Annotated in this window: 18 protein-coding genes and 1 tRNA gene; 8 read left to right on the top strand and 11 right to left on the bottom strand. The window is 61.3% G+C overall.

Features of this window, described 5'->3' with window-relative positions:
• Positions 1–9 precede the first annotated feature (9 nt).
• The 5 genes from ispG to ndk form a co-directional block, all read right to left on the bottom strand.
• The gene (gene ispG / locus MA04_RS03345) at positions 10–1,128 is read right to left on the bottom strand and encodes a flavodoxin-dependent (E)-4-hydroxy-3-methylbut-2-enyl-diphosphate synthase (protein WP_163122421.1); all 1,119 of its coding nucleotides are present in this window, start codon (positions 1,126–1,128) and stop codon (positions 10–12) included.
• A gap of 105 nt (positions 1,129–1,233) precedes the next feature.
• Entirely contained in the window at positions 1,234–2,169 is a 936-nt protein-coding gene (locus MA04_RS03340) for a RodZ domain-containing protein (protein ID WP_262459425.1), read from the bottom strand.
• Positions 2,169–2,945 (bottom strand): type IV pilus biogenesis/stability protein PilW, encoded by a 777-nt coding sequence (gene pilW / locus MA04_RS03335; protein ID WP_262459424.1) that lies wholly within the window; start codon positions 2,943–2,945, stop codon positions 2,169–2,171. The genes MA04_RS03340 and pilW overlap by 1 nt, the downstream gene beginning before the upstream one ends.
• The gene (gene rlmN / locus MA04_RS03330) at positions 2,942–4,084 is read right to left on the bottom strand and encodes a 23S rRNA (adenine(2503)-C(2))-methyltransferase RlmN (RefSeq protein WP_014993555.1); all 1,143 of its coding nucleotides are present in this window, start codon (positions 4,082–4,084) and stop codon (positions 2,942–2,944) included. Before rlmN ends, pilW begins: the two co-directional genes overlap by 4 nt.
• 58 nt (positions 4,085–4,142) lie before the next feature.
• Positions 4,143–4,574 carry a nucleoside-diphosphate kinase gene (gene ndk / locus MA04_RS03325; protein WP_163122412.1) on the bottom strand — a complete coding sequence of 144 codons (432 nt, stop codon included), beginning with the start codon at positions 4,572–4,574 and terminating at the stop codon, positions 4,143–4,145.
• 283 nt (positions 4,575–4,857) lie between these two features.
• On the opposite strand from ndk, the gene sufB reads away from it, so the two are divergent.
• The 7 genes from sufB to MA04_RS03290 all read left to right on the top strand — a co-directional run bounded on the left by sufB (position 4,858) and on the right by MA04_RS03290 (position 11,050).
• Positions 4,858–6,300 carry a Fe-S cluster assembly protein SufB gene (gene sufB / locus MA04_RS03320; RefSeq protein WP_262459423.1) on the top strand — a complete coding sequence of 481 codons (1,443 nt, stop codon included), beginning with the start codon at positions 4,858–4,860 and terminating at the stop codon, positions 6,298–6,300.
• Positions 6,301–6,410: 110 nt separating this feature from the next.
• Positions 6,411–7,166, top strand: a complete 756-nt coding sequence (gene sufC / locus MA04_RS03315; protein WP_055100164.1) for a Fe-S cluster assembly ATPase SufC — start codon at positions 6,411–6,413, stop codon at positions 7,164–7,166.
• Positions 7,163–8,419 carry a Fe-S cluster assembly protein SufD gene (gene sufD / locus MA04_RS03310; RefSeq protein WP_262459422.1) on the top strand — a complete coding sequence of 419 codons (1,257 nt, stop codon included), beginning with the start codon at positions 7,163–7,165 and terminating at the stop codon, positions 8,417–8,419. Before sufC ends, sufD begins: the two co-directional genes overlap by 4 nt.
• Positions 8,416–9,630 carry an aminotransferase class V-fold PLP-dependent enzyme gene (locus tag MA04_RS03305; RefSeq protein ID WP_316252568.1) on the top strand — a complete coding sequence of 405 codons (1,215 nt, stop codon included), beginning with the start codon at positions 8,416–8,418 and terminating at the stop codon, positions 9,628–9,630. Before sufD ends, MA04_RS03305 begins: the two co-directional genes overlap by 4 nt.
• 11 nt (positions 9,631–9,641) lie before the next feature.
• Entirely contained in the window at positions 9,642–10,001 is a 360-nt protein-coding gene (locus MA04_RS03300; protein WP_022995335.1) for a HesB/IscA family protein, read from the top strand.
• 5 nt (positions 10,002–10,006) lie between these two features.
• Positions 10,007–10,567, top strand: coding sequence for a putative Fe-S cluster assembly protein SufT (sufT, locus tag MA04_RS03295; protein ID WP_262459421.1), 561 nt, complete (start codon positions 10,007–10,009; stop codon positions 10,565–10,567).
• A 27-nt stretch (positions 10,568–10,594) separates the two neighbouring features.
• Positions 10,595–11,050: a SufE family protein gene (locus MA04_RS03290; protein WP_262459420.1), complete on the top strand. Its 456-nt coding sequence runs from the start codon at positions 10,595–10,597 to the stop codon at positions 11,048–11,050.
• 10 nt (positions 11,051–11,060) lie between these two features.
• Here the strand turns inward: MA04_RS03290 and MA04_RS03285 are convergent, their stop codons facing one another.
• The 3 genes from MA04_RS03285 to iscR all read right to left on the bottom strand — a co-directional run bounded on the left by MA04_RS03285 (position 11,061) and on the right by iscR (position 13,356).
• The gene (locus MA04_RS03285) at positions 11,061–11,606 is read right to left on the bottom strand and encodes a heme NO-binding domain-containing protein (RefSeq protein ID WP_262459419.1); all 546 of its coding nucleotides are present in this window, start codon (positions 11,604–11,606) and stop codon (positions 11,061–11,063) included.
• Positions 11,607–11,689: 83 nt separating this feature from the next.
• A complete protein-coding gene (locus MA04_RS03280; protein ID WP_262459418.1) occupies positions 11,690–12,850 on the bottom strand; it encodes an IscS subfamily cysteine desulfurase in 1,161 nt (386 codons plus the stop codon).
• A gap of 32 nt (positions 12,851–12,882) precedes the next feature.
• A complete protein-coding gene (gene iscR, locus MA04_RS03275; protein WP_163122387.1) occupies positions 12,883–13,356 on the bottom strand; it encodes a Fe-S cluster assembly transcriptional regulator IscR in 474 nt (157 codons plus the stop codon).
• A gap of 206 nt (positions 13,357–13,562) precedes the next feature.
• Between iscR and MA04_RS03270 the strand changes: the two genes are divergently transcribed.
• Positions 13,563–13,639 (top strand) — tRNA-Met (locus MA04_RS03270).
• A 91-nt stretch (positions 13,640–13,730) separates the two neighbouring features.
• On the opposite strand, the gene MA04_RS03265 is transcribed toward MA04_RS03270, so the two are convergent.
• The 3 genes from MA04_RS03265 to MA04_RS03255 all read right to left on the bottom strand — a co-directional run bounded on the left by MA04_RS03265 (position 13,731) and on the right by MA04_RS03255 (position 15,590).
• Positions 13,731–14,969, bottom strand: coding sequence for a type II toxin-antitoxin system HipA family toxin (locus tag MA04_RS03265; RefSeq protein WP_163122384.1), 1,239 nt, complete (start codon positions 14,967–14,969; stop codon positions 13,731–13,733).
• Positions 14,962–15,201, bottom strand: coding sequence for a helix-turn-helix domain-containing protein (locus MA04_RS03260; RefSeq protein ID WP_163122381.1), 240 nt, complete (start codon positions 15,199–15,201; stop codon positions 14,962–14,964). Before MA04_RS03260 ends, MA04_RS03265 begins: the two co-directional genes overlap by 8 nt.
• A gap of 83 nt (positions 15,202–15,284) precedes the next feature.
• A complete protein-coding gene (locus MA04_RS03255) occupies positions 15,285–15,590 on the bottom strand; it encodes a hypothetical protein (RefSeq protein ID WP_163122378.1) in 306 nt (101 codons plus the stop codon).
• Positions 15,591–15,610: the final 20 nt, after the last annotated feature.

Genomic DNA, 15,610 nt, shown 5'->3' with positions numbered 1-15,610 from the left:
CGGCGTTCTTTATTCACTACGCGCGATAATACCCTTGGCTTCGTCATCGCGCATTTTTTGCACCTTGGCGCGCACCATCCGCTCCAGTTCACTCACCAGGTCTTCCTGCTTGACGTGGTGGCTTTTCTGGCCGTCCTCGTAGGACAGATTGTTAGGGGTGCCACCGGTGAGGCCGACATCGGCTTCCCGCGCTTCACCAGGGCCGTTGACCAGGCAGCCGATCACCGCCAGGTCCACCGACTCGTTGATGTCCTCCAGACGCGCCTCCAATTCGTTGACGGTCTGGATCACATCGAAGTTCTGCCGCGAACAGCTCGGGCAGGCGATGATGTTGACGCCTTTTTTGCGCAGGTTGAGGCTCTTGAGAATATCGAAACCGACGCGGATCTCCTCCACCGGATCGGTGGCCAGGGAAATACGGATGGTGTCGCCAATGCCTTCCAGCAGCAGACCGCCGAGCGCCACCGCGGATTTCACCGTGCCGGAGCGGAACGTGCCGGCCTCGGTGACGCCCAGGTGCAGGGGCTGCTCCACCTGGGTGGCCAGCTTGCGGTAGGCCTGCAGGGTCATGAAGACGTTGGAGGCCTTGACGCTGATCTTGAATTCCTGGAAATCGTAGCGGTCGAGGATCTCCACATGCCGCATGGCGGATTCCACCAGGGCGTCGCTGCAGGGTTCGCCGTATTTGCGTTGCAGCTCCTTTTCCAGCGAGCCGGCGTTGACCCCGATACGGATCGGAACTCCGTGGTCACGGGCGGACTGGATCACTGCCCGCACCCGGTCTTCGCGCCCGATATTACCCGGGTTGATGCGCAGGCAGTCGGCGCCTTCGTCGGCCACCTTCAGGGCGATCTTGTAATCGTAGTGGATGTCCGCCACCAGCGGCACCTGCACCTGTTTGCGGATCTTGCCGAAGGCCTCGGCGGCGTCCATGGTCGGCACCGAAACCCGCACGATATCGGCCCCCACCTCTTCCAGGCGGCGAATCTGCGCCACCGTGGCGTCCACGTCGCAGGTGTCGGTGTTGGTCATGCTCTGCACGGAGATCGGAGCGTCACCGCCAACGGGCACGGATCCCACATGAATCTGCCGGGATTTGCGGCGTTGAATGGAAATTTCCGGTTCCATACTGACTCCTGAAGAGCTGAAACGTCTGATCGACTCATCGCTGCCCGGCACCGGGCCGGGCATTCAACAGCGTTAGGCGGCCGCGGAGGCCACGGTAATACGGGGCTACGGTAAAGAGAAACGCAGCACCTGGCCGGATCCGCTGCCGGGCAGGGTTTCCGTCTTGCCGTTGAGCGTCATCTCGCTGACCGCGGCGGCGTCGCCGACGGTCAGCCGATAAGGCGCTTGGCCATTGAGGGACACACGATCACCAGCGCTTTGCACGCCTTCCACCAGACGCTTGCCGGTGGCGTCAACGACCCGGACCCAGCACTCGCGGGAAAAGGCCATTTCCAGCCGGTCGCCGCTGGCTTCCGCCATCGCGGCTCCGGTTTCGCTGTCCGCGCTGTCCGTAGCGGCCTCACCGGCCGGCTCCGGGGTCCCCGCCTGTGGCTCCACGGCTTCGGCCCCACTGTCCACGCCATTATCCTCCGTATTGGAAGACGGCTCCATGACAGGTTCCGGGGTCACCGTTCCGGAGTCCGGGAAGGGCTCCGACGGCGGGGTCGGAGTCAGGTCCGTATCGGACCCGGTATCGGCCGGCGCCGCCGGTGACGGCTCCGGCACCACGGATTCTTCCACCGTATCGGGGTGCGTGCCCACCGGCTCAGGCTCGCCGGCGGAGGGCCACAACCACCATGCCAGAGCCAGCAGCAACAGGATCAGCAACACCAGCAGCAACGGCCAGCGCCAGTCGCGTCCGCCGCTCAGCGGTTCGTGCACGGATTCGGTGGGCGCCGGCTCCCGGCGGTTCTGGTTCACATGCTGCTGAAAGCGGGACGCCAGCTCCTCGCCGGGCAGGCCAAGCAGCCGGGCGTAATTGCGCAAATACCCTTTAATAAAGGGCGGCTCGGGCAAACGCCCGTAGTCATCTTCCTCGAGAGCTTGAAGGTAGCTCATCGAAAGGTGCAGGTGTTCGGACACTTCCTCACGGGTCATACCCCGCTCTTCACGCACTCGACGCAACTCGGCGCCGGGCAGTTCCGTCCCTGACTCACTCATTAAGGTGCCTCCTGAGCGTCGCGCCACTCCTGCCAGAGCCGATATTCACGGGAGCCCCGGTGGAGATTCTGCAACGCAAGCTCATAACTGGATTGTTGGTCTTTACGGCCCAACGCGTGGGCCAGCCGCACCCCCAGCCACAACCCGGCGGGGTCCTGTCGACCCACCCGCTGGGTGTATTGTTGGTAATAGTCCCAGCCCAGATCGTAGCGCTGATCCTGATAATACAGCCGTGCCAGCTCCAGATTCGGTGTCACGGATCGCGGTTGCAGACGAAGCGCCTTGATAAAAGCTTCTTTCGCCTGCTCCGGCTGGTCCAGGCGCAGATGGCACAGGCCGATATTGCTATAGGCACTGCCCCGCCCTTCATAACCGGGGTCGTTGGCGACCCGGCCGAACAGCTTGAGTGCTTCCTGGTACCGACCCTGGCTGTACAGCAGGGTTCCGTAGTTGTTCAATGCCGGCGCGTAATCACCGTCGATCCGCAAGGCGCGCTTGTAGTGGCGCTCCTCATTCTCCGGATCGCGCTCGTAGTTATACAACAAGGCCATGGCATTGTGTGCCTTGGCACTGTTGTCATTGAGTGACAGAGCCCGGGAAAAATGTCGCCGGGCCTCGCTGGGATTGCCCTGTTGAAGATATTGAAGACCAGCGGCGACACGGCTGGTGACCGCATCATCCACCTTGACGTTGTTACGACTGCTCTCCACCGCGCAGCCGGACAGCCACAGGCCTCCGGCCAGTACCACAACCAAAGAAAAATGTCGTTTTATCATACAGACGCCGCATTGCCATCGGCCTGTTCGGTGCGGTGAAACACCGATTTTTTCCAACGTTCGGCACGACGGGTGCGATCCTGCACCGTGCCCACCAATTGTCCGCAGGCGGCGTCGATGTCGTCGCCCCGGGTGGTGCGTACCGTGGTCAGCAGGCCATGGTCATTAAGGAATTTATGGAACTCCAGGATGTCTTTTTTCCGGGAGCGCTCATAGCCAGCGTGGGGGAAGGGATTGAAGGGAATCAGGTTGACCTTCACCGGAATGCCGTTGAGCAGCTTGACCAGCTGCCGGGCGTGCTCCGGTTTGTCGTTCACGTCACGCAGCATCACGTATTCCATGGTGATGGTGTTGTGACGGTGAGTAATATTGTCGCTGTAGCGTTTGCAGGCGGCCATCAGTTCCGCCAGCGGGTATTTGCGATTGAGCGGCACCAGTTCGTTGCGCAGCTCATCGTTGGGCGCGTGCAGACTGACCGCCAGCGCCACATCCAGATCCCGGCTGAGCTGGTCGATCTTCGGCACCACGCCGGAAGTGGACAGGGTAATGCGCTTCTTGCCGATGCCGTAACCCAGATCGTCCTTCATGATGCGCATGGCGGTGAGCACGGCGTCGTAGTTCAGCATTGGCTCGCCCATGCCCATCATCACCACATTGGTAATCGGATGCTCGCCCAGATTACGGCGTGGACCAAACGCGCGGCCCGCCTGCCAGACCTGGCCGATGATCTCGGCGCTGGTCAGATCGCGCTGGAAACCCTGTTTACCGGTGGAGCAGAAGCCGCAATCCACGGCGCAGCCCACCTGGGAGGACACACACAGGGTGCCGCGGCGGCCATCGGGGATGAACACGGTTTCCACCGCGCCGCCGCCGTCGGCCTCGAACACCCACTTGCGGGTGCCATCCCGGGAAATACCTTCATGCAGCACTTTGGGGCCACGAATTTCCGCCACTTCGGTCAGCTTCTGGCGCAGCGCCTTGCCGACGTCGGTCATCTGGTCAAAATGGTCCGCCTGATGGTGATGGATCCACTTCATCACCTGCTGGGCACGGAATTTCTTCTCCCCCATTTCGAGGAAGAACGCTTCCATTTGCTCACGGCTGAAACCGAGCAGATTGACCTTTTGCGGGGCACTCATGGCTTCCTCCTGCGGCGGCGTCACGCCCCGCCCTGCGGCGAGGCGCTTACCCACCACCTTAGCGGGTGCGCGGGCAGATTTCTTCGTCGGAGAAGAAATAGCTCACTTCACGGGCGGCGGACTCGGTGGAGTCGGAGCCGTGTACCGCATTTTCGTCGATGGTTTCGGCGAAGTCGGCGCGAATGGTGCCGGCTTCCGCTTCTTTCGGGTTGGTGGCGCCCATCAGATCGCGGTTCTTGAGTACCGCGCCTTCGCCTTCCAGTGCCTGCACGATGACCGGGCCGCTGGTCATGAAGGCCACCAGATCACCGAAGAAAGGACGCTCCTTGTGCTCGGCGTAGAAGCCCTCTGCCTGCTCACGGCTCAGGTGCAGCATTTTCATGGCCACGACCTTCAGGCCCGCTTTTTCGAAACGGCCAACGATCTCACCGATGACGTTTTTGGCCACGGCGTCGGGCTTGATGATCGAGAGAGTACGCTCTACTGACATCGCTGTGTCTTCTCCAGAATTGCATGAATTTGCATTGCTTGTGTTGAATAGGCGCCCGCGCCATTCGGCCGGTCACGCCCGTGGACTCGGCCTGGGCGGTCCTCGCCGCGATCCGGGGGCCTGAAACCGGCGGATTATACGCATCCGGGGCTAAATATGATACCGTTGGCGCCGGTTTCAGGCCCTCGGGCCGCCGCCTATTGATCCCATCGCCACTCTGGATTCCACCCTGCCGTCGGATCCCGTATAATACCTGACTAAATTACTCTGGTATTCTGAGATTATGAGCAGCCAAGCCGAACTGGACAAAGTCATCCGCTCCGAGTACGAGGCCGGATTCACCACCCTGGTGGAGTCCGACACTCTGCCGCCGGGGCTCAGCGAAGACGTCATCCGCTTCATCTCCGCCAAGAAAGGAGAGCCGGAGTGGCTGCTGGAGTGGCGTCTGGAAGCCTATCGCAAATGGCGGGAAATGCCGGAGCCGGAATGGGCCCACTTGCATTATCCGAAAGTGGACTATGACGCCATCTCCTACTATTCCGCGCCGAAAAGCATGGAAGACCGGCCAAAAAGCCTGGATGAGGTGGACCCGGAACTGCTCGACACCTACAAGAAGCTCGGCATCCCCCTGCACGAACAGGAAATGCTCGCCGGGGTGGCGGTGGACGCGGTGTTCGACTCGGTTTCCATTGGCACCACCTTCAAGGAAAAGCTGGGTGAGGCCGGAGTGATCTTCTGCTCCATTTCCGAGGCGGTGCAGGAGCACCCCGAGCTGGTGCGGAAATATCTCGGCTCCGTAGTGCCCAAGAGCGACAACTTCTTCGCCGGGCTCAACTCCGCGGTATTCACCGACGGCTCCTTTGTTTACATCCCCAAGGGTGTGCGTTGCCCGATGGAGCTGTCCACGTACTTCCGCATCAACGAAGCCAACACCGGGCAGTTCGAGCGCACTCTGATCGTCGCCGACGAAGGCAGCTACGTCAGCTACCTGGAAGGCTGCACCGCGCCACAGCGTGATGAGAATCAGCTGCACGCGGCGGTGGTGGAGCTGGTGGCCCTGCCCGGCGCCGAGATCAAGTATTCCACGGTGCAGAACTGGTATCCCGGCGACGAGAACGGCAAGGGCGGTATTTACAACTTCGTCACCAAACGTGGCGTCGCCCATGACAACGCCAAGATCAGTTGGACCCAGGTGGAAACCGGCTCGGCCATCACCTGGAAATACCCGTCCGTGGTACTGCGTGGCGACAACGCCGTGGGCGAGTTCTATTCCGTGGCCCTGACCCGCCACGCGCAACAGGCGGACACCGGCACCAAGATGATCCACCTGGGCAAGAACACCAAGAGCACCATCGTTTCCAAAGGCATTTCCGCCGGCAAGAGCTCCAATGCTTATCGCGGCCTGGTACGGATGGGCCCACGCGCGGAGAACGCCCGCAACTTCACCCAGTGTGACTCGCTGCTGCTGGGCGATCGTTGCGGCGCCCACACTTTCCCGTACATCGAGTCCAAGCACCCCAGCGCCACGGTGGAACACGAGGCCACCACCTCCAAGGTGAGCGACGACCAGTTGTTCCTGTGCCGGCAGCGCGGCATCGATCCGGAGAAAGCGATTTCCATGATCGTGAACGGCTTCTGCAAGGAAGTGTTCAAGGAACTGCCGATGGAATTCGCGGTGGAGGCCGGCAAGCTACTGGAAGTGAGTCTGGAAGGGGCAGTTGGTTAGTTAACAGTTGATAGTTAACAGTTAATAGCGAAAACCGGCCCCAGGCCTCGTCCTCCGCAGCGAAGCGTTGTGGGAAAGTCTTAGACAGTTAATTTATAGGCGTTATTTACATGCTGGAAATTCGTGATCTGCACGCCGCCGTCAACGGCAAAGCCATTCTCAAGGGTCTGGATCTGACCGTGAACCCGGGCGAAGTACACGCCATCATGGGACCCAACGGCTCGGGCAAGTCCACCCTGGCCAATGTTCTGGCCGGCCGTGACAATTACGAGATCACCGGGGGCCAGGCCATTCTGGATGGTCACGACCTGGCGGAGCTGGAACCGGAGGAGCGCGCCCAGGCCGGCCTGTTCCTAGCGTTCCAGTACCCGGTGGAAATCCCCGGCGTGTCCAACATGGAATTTCTCAAAGCGGCTTTGGAAGCGGTGCGCAAGGCCCAGGGCAAGGAAGAGTGGGACTCGGTGACGCTGCTGCGCAAGGCCCGCGAAGCCTGCAAGCAGGTCAATCTGGACGCTCAGTTCCTCAAGCGCGGCGTTAACGAAGGCTTCTCCGGCGGCGAGAAGAAACGCAACGAGATCATGCAGATGCTGCTGATGGAGCCGCGTCTGGCCCTGCTCGACGAAACCGACTCCGGTCTCGATATCGATGCTCTGCAAACCGTGGCCCGGGGCGTCAACTCCCTGCGCAGCCCGGAGCGCGGCATCGTGCTGGTCACGCACTATCAGCGCCTGCTGGATTACATCGTGCCAGACCACGTCCATGTGCTTTCCGATGGCCGCATCATTAAATCCGGCGGCAAGGAACTGGCTCTGGAACTGGAACAGAAAGGCTACGGCTGGCTGACCGGCGAGGAAGAGTCCGCATGAGCCTCCCTTCGAAACAACAGGGCCTCGAACTGAAGACCCTGGCGATGGAAAACGCGCGCCGGTCCGAAGCCGGGGGCGCGCTGGCGCCGCTGCGCGGCGACAGCCTGATCGCCCTGGAGGCCGCCGTTTTCCCCGACCGTAAAACCGAGCAGTGGAAATACACTTCCCTGCATCCGCTCACCGACGGCCATCTGAGAACCGCCGCCGACGGCGCCCTGCCCGAGCCGCTGCCGAACCTGGCCGCTCATCGCCTGGTGATGAGCAACGGCCGCTTGCAGGAAGCCTTGAGCCAGTTGCCGGAAGGCGTGACGCTGCATCGCCAGGCCGGACAGCGTGACGAGTTGCTGACGCCGTTCGCACTCTACAACGGCGCGGCGCTGACGGACGCCATCACTCTGGAAGTGGCCGCCAACACCGAAGTCAGCGCGCCGCTGCACCTGCTGCTGCACGCCGCCAGCGATGCGCCCGCCCATTGCCAGACCCGGGTGGAAGTACTGTTGAATCCGGGCAGCAAGCTGACCCTGATCGAGCATTACATCGGCCAGGGCCCGGTGCTGAACAACGCGGTGACCGTGATCGAGGCCCGCGACAACGCCAGCCTCACCCACTACCGGCTGCAAAGCGAGCGGGAAGACACCCTGCACATCAGCACCTTGCTGTTCCGGCAGACCGGTGTCAGCCGCATCGACAGTTACCAGCTGATGGGCGGCAACCGGCTGCGCCGCAACGACGTACGTGCCCTGCTGGAAAAAAGCGGCGCCGAATTGAACATGCAGGGCGTGTTCGTGGCCCGTGGTCAAAGCCACATCGACAATCAGCTGTGCGTGGAACACCGCGCGCCACACTGCACCTCCAATCAGGTGTTCAAGGGTCTGGCCGGCGAAAAGGGCAAGGCGATCCTCAATGGCCGCATCCACATCCACGAGGGCGCCATGGGCACCCTGGCGGAACTGAGCAACAAGAACCTGCTGCTGAGCCCCGGCGCGGAGATCTACACCAAACCGGAACTGGAAATTTACAACGACGACGTGAAGTGCGCCCATGGCGCCACCGTCGGCCAACTCGACGCCGCCCAACAGTTCTATCTGCAATCCCGGGGCATCGCGCTGGCGGAAGCCAAGCGCATGCTGAGCCTGGGCTTCGTCAACGAACTGATCCTGGCGCTGCCGGACGAGAGCGTGGCGCAGTGGGTGCAGCCGTGGCTGGCGGGGGAATTGAGCCAATATCCCGGCGCCAACGAGGAAGCGGCATGACTCTGAACGTTTCCGCGCTGCGCGACGCCTTCCCGATTCTCCACCAGGAGGCCAACGGCAAACCGCTGGTGTACCTGGATAACGCCGCCACCACGCAAAAACCGCGGGCGGTGATCGACGCGATACGGGATTACTACCAGGGCACCAACAGCAACGTGCACCGGGGCGCTCATTACCTGAGTGACCGCGCCACCGCGGACTTCGAAGCGGCGCGGGATACCGTGGCGGCGTTCCTCAACGCCGATCGCGAGGAGATCATCTGGACCAAGGGCACCACCGAAGGCATCAATCTGGTGGCCCAGTGCATCGGCCGCGAGCGGCTCAAGCCCGGTGACGAAGTGCTGATCACCACCCTGGAACACCACGCCAACATCGTGCCCTGGCAGCAGGCCTGCCTGGCCACCGGCGCCAGCCTCAAAGTGGTTCCGCTGCGTGAGGATGGCAGTGTGGATACCGAGGCGTTCCACCAGCTGCTGAATGAGCGCACCCGCATAGTGGCGCTGTCCCATGTCTCCAACAGTCTGGGCTCGGTGACACCGGTGGCGGAGCTGATCGCCGCCGCCAGGGCCGCCGGTGCCATCACCCTGGTGGACGGCGCCCAGGCGGTGTCGCACTTCCCGGTGGACGTGCGCGCGCTGGACTGTGATTTCTACGCCTTCTCCGGCCATAAGCTGTTCGGCCCCACCGGCATCGGCGCCCTGTATGGCCGCCGTGAGTTACTGGAGGCCATGCCGCCTTACCAGACCGGCGGCGAGATGATCGAAGTGGTGACGTTCGAGAAAAGCACCTGGAATCAGTTGCCGTACAAATTCGAACCGGGCACGCCGAACATCGCCGGCGTGGTCGGCCTGGGTGCGGCCATCCGCTGGCTCCAGGGGCAGGCCCGGGACGCGCTGGCACGCCATGAGCGGGCCCTGTTGAGCGCCGCCCATGAGCAGGCGGAGGCGTTCCCGGGGTTGAAAATCATCGGTAACGCCGCCACCAAGGTCAGTGTATTGTCGTTCCTGCTGGACGGCGCCCACCCCGCCGATGTCGGCGTGTTGCTGGACAAGCAAGGCGTGGCGGTACGCACCGGGCATCATTGCTGCATGCCGCTGATGGACAGCCTCGGCATCCCCGGTACCGTGCGCGCCTCGTTTTCGATCTACAATACCCTTGATGAGGTGGACGTCCTGTTCCAGGCGCTCCACAAAGTACGTTCTTTTTTATAGGTGATGATGTCATGACGGTACAGACTTTCGTGCCCGGCCAGGCGCAAATTCACCTGACCGAATCCGCCCGCCGCCAGGCTCTCAAGGAGATCGAGCGCGCCGGGGCCGCCGGTATCCGCTTGAACCTGGATGAGTCCGGCTGCTCCGGTTACATGTACGTGCTCGACTTCGTCGACGAACCGCGCGAGGGCGACAAGCGCTTCGACATCGACGGCATTGCGCTCTATGTGCCGGAAAAATGGCTGGTGATGCTCAACGGTCTCGAAATCGATTACGTCACCGAGGGCGTCAACAGCCTGTTCAAGTTCCGCAACCCCAACGCCACCGGCGAATGCGGCTGCGGTGAAAGCTTCACCGTGCACGAGGTCTGAAGGTCTTGACCAGCGTACCCTCCACCTCAGAGCAACGCACCGTGGTGGTCAGCCGGGACGTACCCGCCCGGCTGGTTCCCAACGGCACCCGCATCACCATCAAAAAGAATACCTTCGTCAACCTGCGTCAGGCGCTGGGCGGCACTTATACGGTGACCGTGAACGGCAATATGGCGCGCATCGACGGTACCGACGCGGATGCCATCGGGCAGCAGCCGCTGGAGCTGGATTTCGACGCCGCCGAAGCGGACGGTACGGTGCGGGACGAGGATCTTCAGAAGACGCTGAAAACCATCTACGACCCGGAAATTCCGGTGAATGTGGTCGACCTGGGCCTGGTTTACGGCTGCGATGTGATTCGCAGGAACGATCAGAATGTGGTGCAGGTACGCATGACACTCACCGCCCCCACCTGCGGCATGGGCCCGGTCCTGGTGGGCGATGTGGAAGACCGGCTGGCCAAGGTGCCCAATGTGGACAAAGTGGAAGTGGCGCTGGTGTTCGACCCGCCCTGGAGTCGGGATATGATGACCGAAGAGGCCCAACTGGAACTGGGCCTGTTCTGACGGCAGTAATTGAGAAGGTGGTTCAACTTGTCTGATTTCGATATTCGCGCCATCACCCTCGGTGAGAACGTCACCGCCGAGGATGTCCGTGACGACCTGGAATTCCTGGACGACTGGGAAGAGCGCTACCGCTACATCATCGATCTCGGCAAGCAACTGCCGGAACTGCCGGACACCCTGCGCACCGAAGACCGCTTCGTGCGCGGCTGCCAGAGCCAGGTATGGCTGGTCACCGACTACGATGACAGTGAGGGCCGCCTGTATCTGGCGGTGGATTCCGACGCCATCATCGTGCGCGGGCTGGCGGCGATCGTGCTCACCGCCCTCAACCGCCGCTCGCCGGAACAGATCGCGGCGGTGGACATGGACGCCTTCTTCCAGGACATCGACCTGTTCGGCCATCTCAGCCCCACCCGTGGCAACGGCCTGCGTGCCATGGTCGCCCGCATCAAGCAGGAAGCGGCGGCTCTTCTGGCCGCCTGATCCCCGACGTTCAGGCGGCGGGTTCCAGGCGCACCACGAAGCGCCGCACGCCGCCGTCCACCTGGTCCGACTCCAATATCTCCACCTTCTCCCCGTAGAACGCCGCCACGCCGTGGACGCAGCCCAGCGCCAGCAGGCTCAGATCCCGGTGGGAACGGTATTCCACCTGCAGCACCCGCGGCTCCAGCTCACGGACATCAATGCGCGGCGGCGTCGCCTCCGGGTTCTTCAGACGAATGACCCGCTGGTGAATGCGTTCCTCCACGTTGAGCAGGAACGCCACCGCGTCCCATTCCCGTGGAATCATCGCCCGGTACATATTGATCAGGGGCGGGATCACCCAGGCGCCGAATTCCTCCAGCAAATCATCACGGTGCAGCCCGGTGACCGACTGCAGCGCCGCCACCAGGTCCTCCAGATGACTGTCCGGGTAAAGTTGAATCGGTACGTGCAGGCAGTCGGTCAGGCCCGCTCGGTGGTTGACGTCATCCCATACCGACGGACCATAGCGGTCGGTAACGAAATGACGCAGATGGGCAAGGATCACTCCGTGCATGGTTGGCTCCGTCCTTTGGTGTGACAACACCTAAGCAAGCAGCACGCCGGTTACGGAGCCTTCCGTCGGACAAAAAGAGCCGCTTATCCCCTTTGAGCAGCAGCGTCACGCAGCCGGGTGACCACCTGCGTCACATTCTGTATTACCGTGTCGATTTGCGTCTCATCGGTGAAGCGGCCCACCGAGAAACGCAGTGAGCCGTGCGCCAGCGAATCGGATACCCCCATCGCCTTGAGCACATAGGACGGCTCCAGCGACGCCGAGGTGCAGGCGGAACCGGTGGACACCGCCACGCCGGTCAGCGCGGTCAGCAGCATCTCCCCTTCCAACCCTTCGAACGCCACGTTCATATGGCCGGGTAATCGCGGCGCGCCGGCACCGTTGAGGGACACGCCGGGCAGCGTCCGGATGCCATCCCACAAGCGATCCCGCAACGCGGCGATACGCTCGTTCTCTTCATCCCGGCTGGCCATGGCTAATGACAGAGCTTCGCCCATGGCGACAATCTGGTGGGCGGGTAAGGTGCCCGACCGCATGCCGCGCTCATGGCCGCCGCCGTGGATCTGGGCGACGACCCGGACATCCGGATGGCGCCGCACATAGAGCGCGCCAATGCCTTTCGGGCCGTAGATCTTGTGGGCACACAGGGAGACCAGGTCCACCGCTGTTTCCCGAACATCCAACGGTAACTTGCCCATGGTCTGGGCGGCGTCGGTGTGAAACAGGACGCCACGCTCCCGGCACAAGGCGCCAATGGCACCGATGTCGTTGATCACCCCGGTTTCGTTGTTGGCGTGCATGATCGACACCAGCACGGTGTCCTCGCGCATGGCCTCTTCCACCGCCCGTGGGGTGATCCGGCCATCCGGCTCCGGCGCCAGATAGGTGACCTCGACGCCACGCCCTTCCAGCCAGCCGCAAGGGTCCAGCACCGCCTTGTGCTCGGTGGCGGAGGTGATCACATGTCCCCCGCCCCGCTGCTCCAGAACACCTTTGATGGCCAGATTGTTGGCCTCGGTGGCACCGCTGGTCCAGACGATTTCCCGGGGATCGGCGTTGAGCGCGTCCGCCACCTGACGACGGGCATTTTCCACCGCCTCCTCCGCCAGCCAGCCGTAAAGATGGCTGCGCGATGCCGGATTCCCGAAGGTGCCGTCCGGCCCGAGAAAACGCACCATCGCCTCCACCACCCGGGGGTCCACCGGGGTGGTGGCGGCGTAATCCAGATAAACCGCTTGCGACATGGACGTTGATTACTGTGTTGATGATGGAGGGATCAAAGCGTGCTGACCGGCACCCGGTTCAGTTGACTCTGCGTGACCTTCTGGCGCTCCGCCACCTGCCGGACCTCATTGCGGGAAACCAGTTCGCCCAGCGAGATGTGCGACAGGAAATCCTGGATCTGATCCGACAGATCACACCAGAGATGGTGTGTCAGACAAATGTGGCCATCCTGGCAGTCGCCATTGCCACCACAACGGGTGGCATCCACGGACTCGTCCACGGCGTCGATCACCGAGGCCACATCGATATCGTCGCTGTCCCGGCTCAGCCTGTAGCCGCCGCCCGGACCGCGCACACTGCTCACCAGATGCCGCCGGCGCAACTTGGCGAACAGCTGCTCCAGATAGGAAATGGAAATTCCCTGACGCTCGGAGATATCCGCCAGGGATACCGGGCCTTCATCCGCGTGAAGAGCCAGATCCAGCATCGCGGTCACCGCGTATCGGCCTTTGGTGGTTAATCGCATACCCACACCTTTGGTACGTGAATAGGAAGTCAGACTATAAAGACCAACCAAATCAGTCAAGTATTATCGGAGAATAATTGATAACCGTTCTCATGTAAAAAGGTCTGAACAAGAAATAGACGGTTGGTTCCCGAAATGGCCCGGATCGACTCCCTCGTTCTTGACAGCGCCCCGGAGCTCACGGACAATTCGCGGCCTTGAAACATGGCAAGGTAGCTCAGCTGGTTAGAGCACAGCACTCATAATGCTGGGGTCGGCGGTTCAAGTCCGCCCCTTGCTACCAATATTCAGAGAAGGCCGCTCCCTTGGAGCGGCCTTTTTTTGTTTCCAATGGCGCGAAGTGCTTATCAAGCACCAGGCAGGATGATAGCTCTCTAAACTCTCATCACCCTGGTGACTTTCTCGATATCCTCCGCCGAGACGCCAACGGCGCCAGCCACCGCATCCCACTGCTGGACTGCGTTGATCACATCACGGGCCGCGTTCTCCACCTTGCCGCGGGGCAGTTTGAAGATGCGGCCATTCGCCAGGGCCTCCGTTGGGGTTGGCGGGTAAGGTTGGTACTGGTAGCTGGCGGCATGGTGCATATTCACCGTAAGGCTGGGCACCAGGTCATAAGCAGGCGCCAGATGGTAGCCGTGTTTGCCGTGCATCAGGCTGAAATTGCGTTCGTGGTCATCGGTATTGTTGATGGCACGGTTGAAGAGCATCAGCTTGAGTAGCTGGACAAGGTCCTCTTCAACCTGACAGGAATACTTCCTGATCAGATCAGCGATATGGTCATAGCGGAACGCATGCCCCAGGTCCGTCTGGGAGGCGGGGTCCTTAAGCAAGCCATTCACCGTAATCAGATGTCGTCTTGCGGTACCGTCCATATCGAAACGATTCAATAGCAAGACTTCGCGCCCATTGATGCCCTCAATAATCTTTCCGTCACACATTTGGATGCCCGCGGCTTGGGCCATTCGCAGGCAGGCCAGCTCAACTCGGGCATTATTATAGCCATCCTGTGTCAGACGGTTGAACTTGGCCAGATAACAACCCGCTTCATCAAACAGCAGGGCTTTCGGACGGGCCCCGCCAATGCCGGTTCCCGCATTGGCCAGATACAGCAGGCTCATCTCATCGAGATCCACACCACCATATTCCAATTGATCCATTTTCTGCGCGGCCTGCTCCGCGGCACGAAGATGCTCGATGGAATAGCCAACATCGAATCGGGGCGCTTCTCCCTGTCGAACCAGACTCAGAGCACCGACGCGGCTGTTGCCCAACAGTGCCAAGGTGTCGATGACGCTATGGGCGTTGAGTTTTTGTTTGTTGCGCAGCAGAGCCAGTTGCACCAGTACCTTGCGGCCCCAGTTATCAGGCAAATAGTCATCCAGGAAAGCCGGGCTCGCCCCTCTGTGACACTCGAATTCCAATGGGGAACCGCGCAGGGGCAGTTGGGCAGGATCAAGAGGAAACGCCGTAGCCAGGCTCAGGTAGTCAGGGCGGTAGCGAAAACCGACCCGAACCAGGAAGCCGGATTCTTCCAGCAGCACCACATCGGCGGCATGAATAATGCCGGTTTCCTGGGTGTTGAGATAAAGGTCATAGCGCTGCCTAGTCATCGAACAGGCTCTGTCGCGGTTTCAGCAATTCATGGAAGGGCTCTTCCAGCCCCAACAGCTTTGCCGCCTGGAAATACTTGCCCAGAGAGACGCTGAGATCCCCTTTTTCCATTCTCTGAAGCGTTGCCCTGCCCACACCAATACGCAGAGCAAAGTCCTCCAGGGAATCCTTGGGATACGCCTTCCGGCGTGCTTCACGGAGATTGCGGCCAATCTGGCTTAGGGTTTCCATAAGTCGTATTTACTCATATTTGAGTAAAAAGACAAGAAAAAAGGAAAATTTACTCATATATGAGTAATCACCCTCTCCCTACTCTAACCGCGAGCGTTGCCCGGGACCCGGAAGGCCCGGATCAGGTGCAGAACGAAGGGGCAACAGATGACCCACCAGGTGGATAGCGCGTCAACCAACGGACCAGGTCGCCCCCAGAAGATCTGGATACCAGCATAACCGACATACCCGCATACGGTAGCCAGTACGGCGAACCAGAAGCGATGATACAGGCGTCGACGGAAAGCGACGGTATACCCTACGCTGAACAGCAACGGAAACAACGACCAGAACACCACCGCGAGGTAACCCCAGGAGGTTACCTCGATCTCGAACACAGCGCTTTCCATCTTCTTCCTTGTGATGCCGT

It is taken from the genome of Alloalcanivorax balearicus MACL04, from assembly GCF_025532145.1.
GTDB classification, from domain to species: Bacteria; Pseudomonadota; Gammaproteobacteria; order Pseudomonadales; family Alcanivoracaceae; genus Alloalcanivorax; species Alloalcanivorax balearicus.
The sequence above is the reverse complement of the archived record's forward strand: the minus strand, read 5'-3'. Positions and strand labels throughout refer to the sequence as shown.

Coding starts and splice junctions, on each gene's coding strand:
- ispG (WP_163122421.1), bottom strand. CDS start 1,128: ATGGAACCGGAAATTTCCATTCAACGCCGCAAATCCCGGCAGATTCAT.
- MA04_RS03340 (WP_262459425.1), bottom strand. CDS start 2,169: ATGAGTGAGTCAGGGACGGAACTGCCCGGCGCCGAGTTGCGTCGAGTG.
- pilW (WP_262459424.1), bottom strand. CDS start 2,945: ATGATAAAACGACATTTTTCTTTGGTTGTGGTACTGGCCGGAGGCCTG.
- rlmN (WP_014993555.1), bottom strand. CDS start 4,084: ATGAGTGCCCCGCAAAAGGTCAATCTGCTCGGTTTCAGCCGTGAGCAA.
- ndk (WP_163122412.1), bottom strand. CDS start 4,574: ATGTCAGTAGAGCGTACTCTCTCGATCATCAAGCCCGACGCCGTGGCC.
- sufB (WP_262459423.1), top strand. CDS start 4,858: ATGAGCAGCCAAGCCGAACTGGACAAAGTCATCCGCTCCGAGTACGAG.
- sufC (WP_055100164.1), top strand. CDS start 6,411: ATGCTGGAAATTCGTGATCTGCACGCCGCCGTCAACGGCAAAGCCATT.
- sufD (WP_262459422.1), top strand. CDS start 7,163: ATGAGCCTCCCTTCGAAACAACAGGGCCTCGAACTGAAGACCCTGGCG.
- MA04_RS03305 (WP_316252568.1), top strand. CDS start 8,416: ATGACTCTGAACGTTTCCGCGCTGCGCGACGCCTTCCCGATTCTCCAC.
- MA04_RS03300 (WP_022995335.1), top strand. CDS start 9,642: ATGACGGTACAGACTTTCGTGCCCGGCCAGGCGCAAATTCACCTGACC.
- MA04_RS03285 (WP_262459419.1), bottom strand. CDS start 11,606: ATGCACGGAGTGATCCTTGCCCATCTGCGTCATTTCGTTACCGACCGC.
- MA04_RS03280 (WP_262459418.1), bottom strand. CDS start 12,850: ATGTCGCAAGCGGTTTATCTGGATTACGCCGCCACCACCCCGGTGGAC.
- iscR (WP_163122387.1), bottom strand. CDS start 13,356: ATGCGATTAACCACCAAAGGCCGATACGCGGTGACCGCGATGCTGGAT.
- MA04_RS03265 (WP_163122384.1), bottom strand. CDS start 14,969: ATGACTAGGCAGCGCTATGACCTTTATCTCAACACCCAGGAAACCGGC.
- MA04_RS03260 (WP_163122381.1), bottom strand. CDS start 15,201: ATGGAAACCCTAAGCCAGATTGGCCGCAATCTCCGTGAAGCACGCCGG.
- MA04_RS03255 (WP_163122378.1), bottom strand. CDS start 15,590: ATGGAAAGCGCTGTGTTCGAGATCGAGGTAACCTCCTGGGGTTACCTC.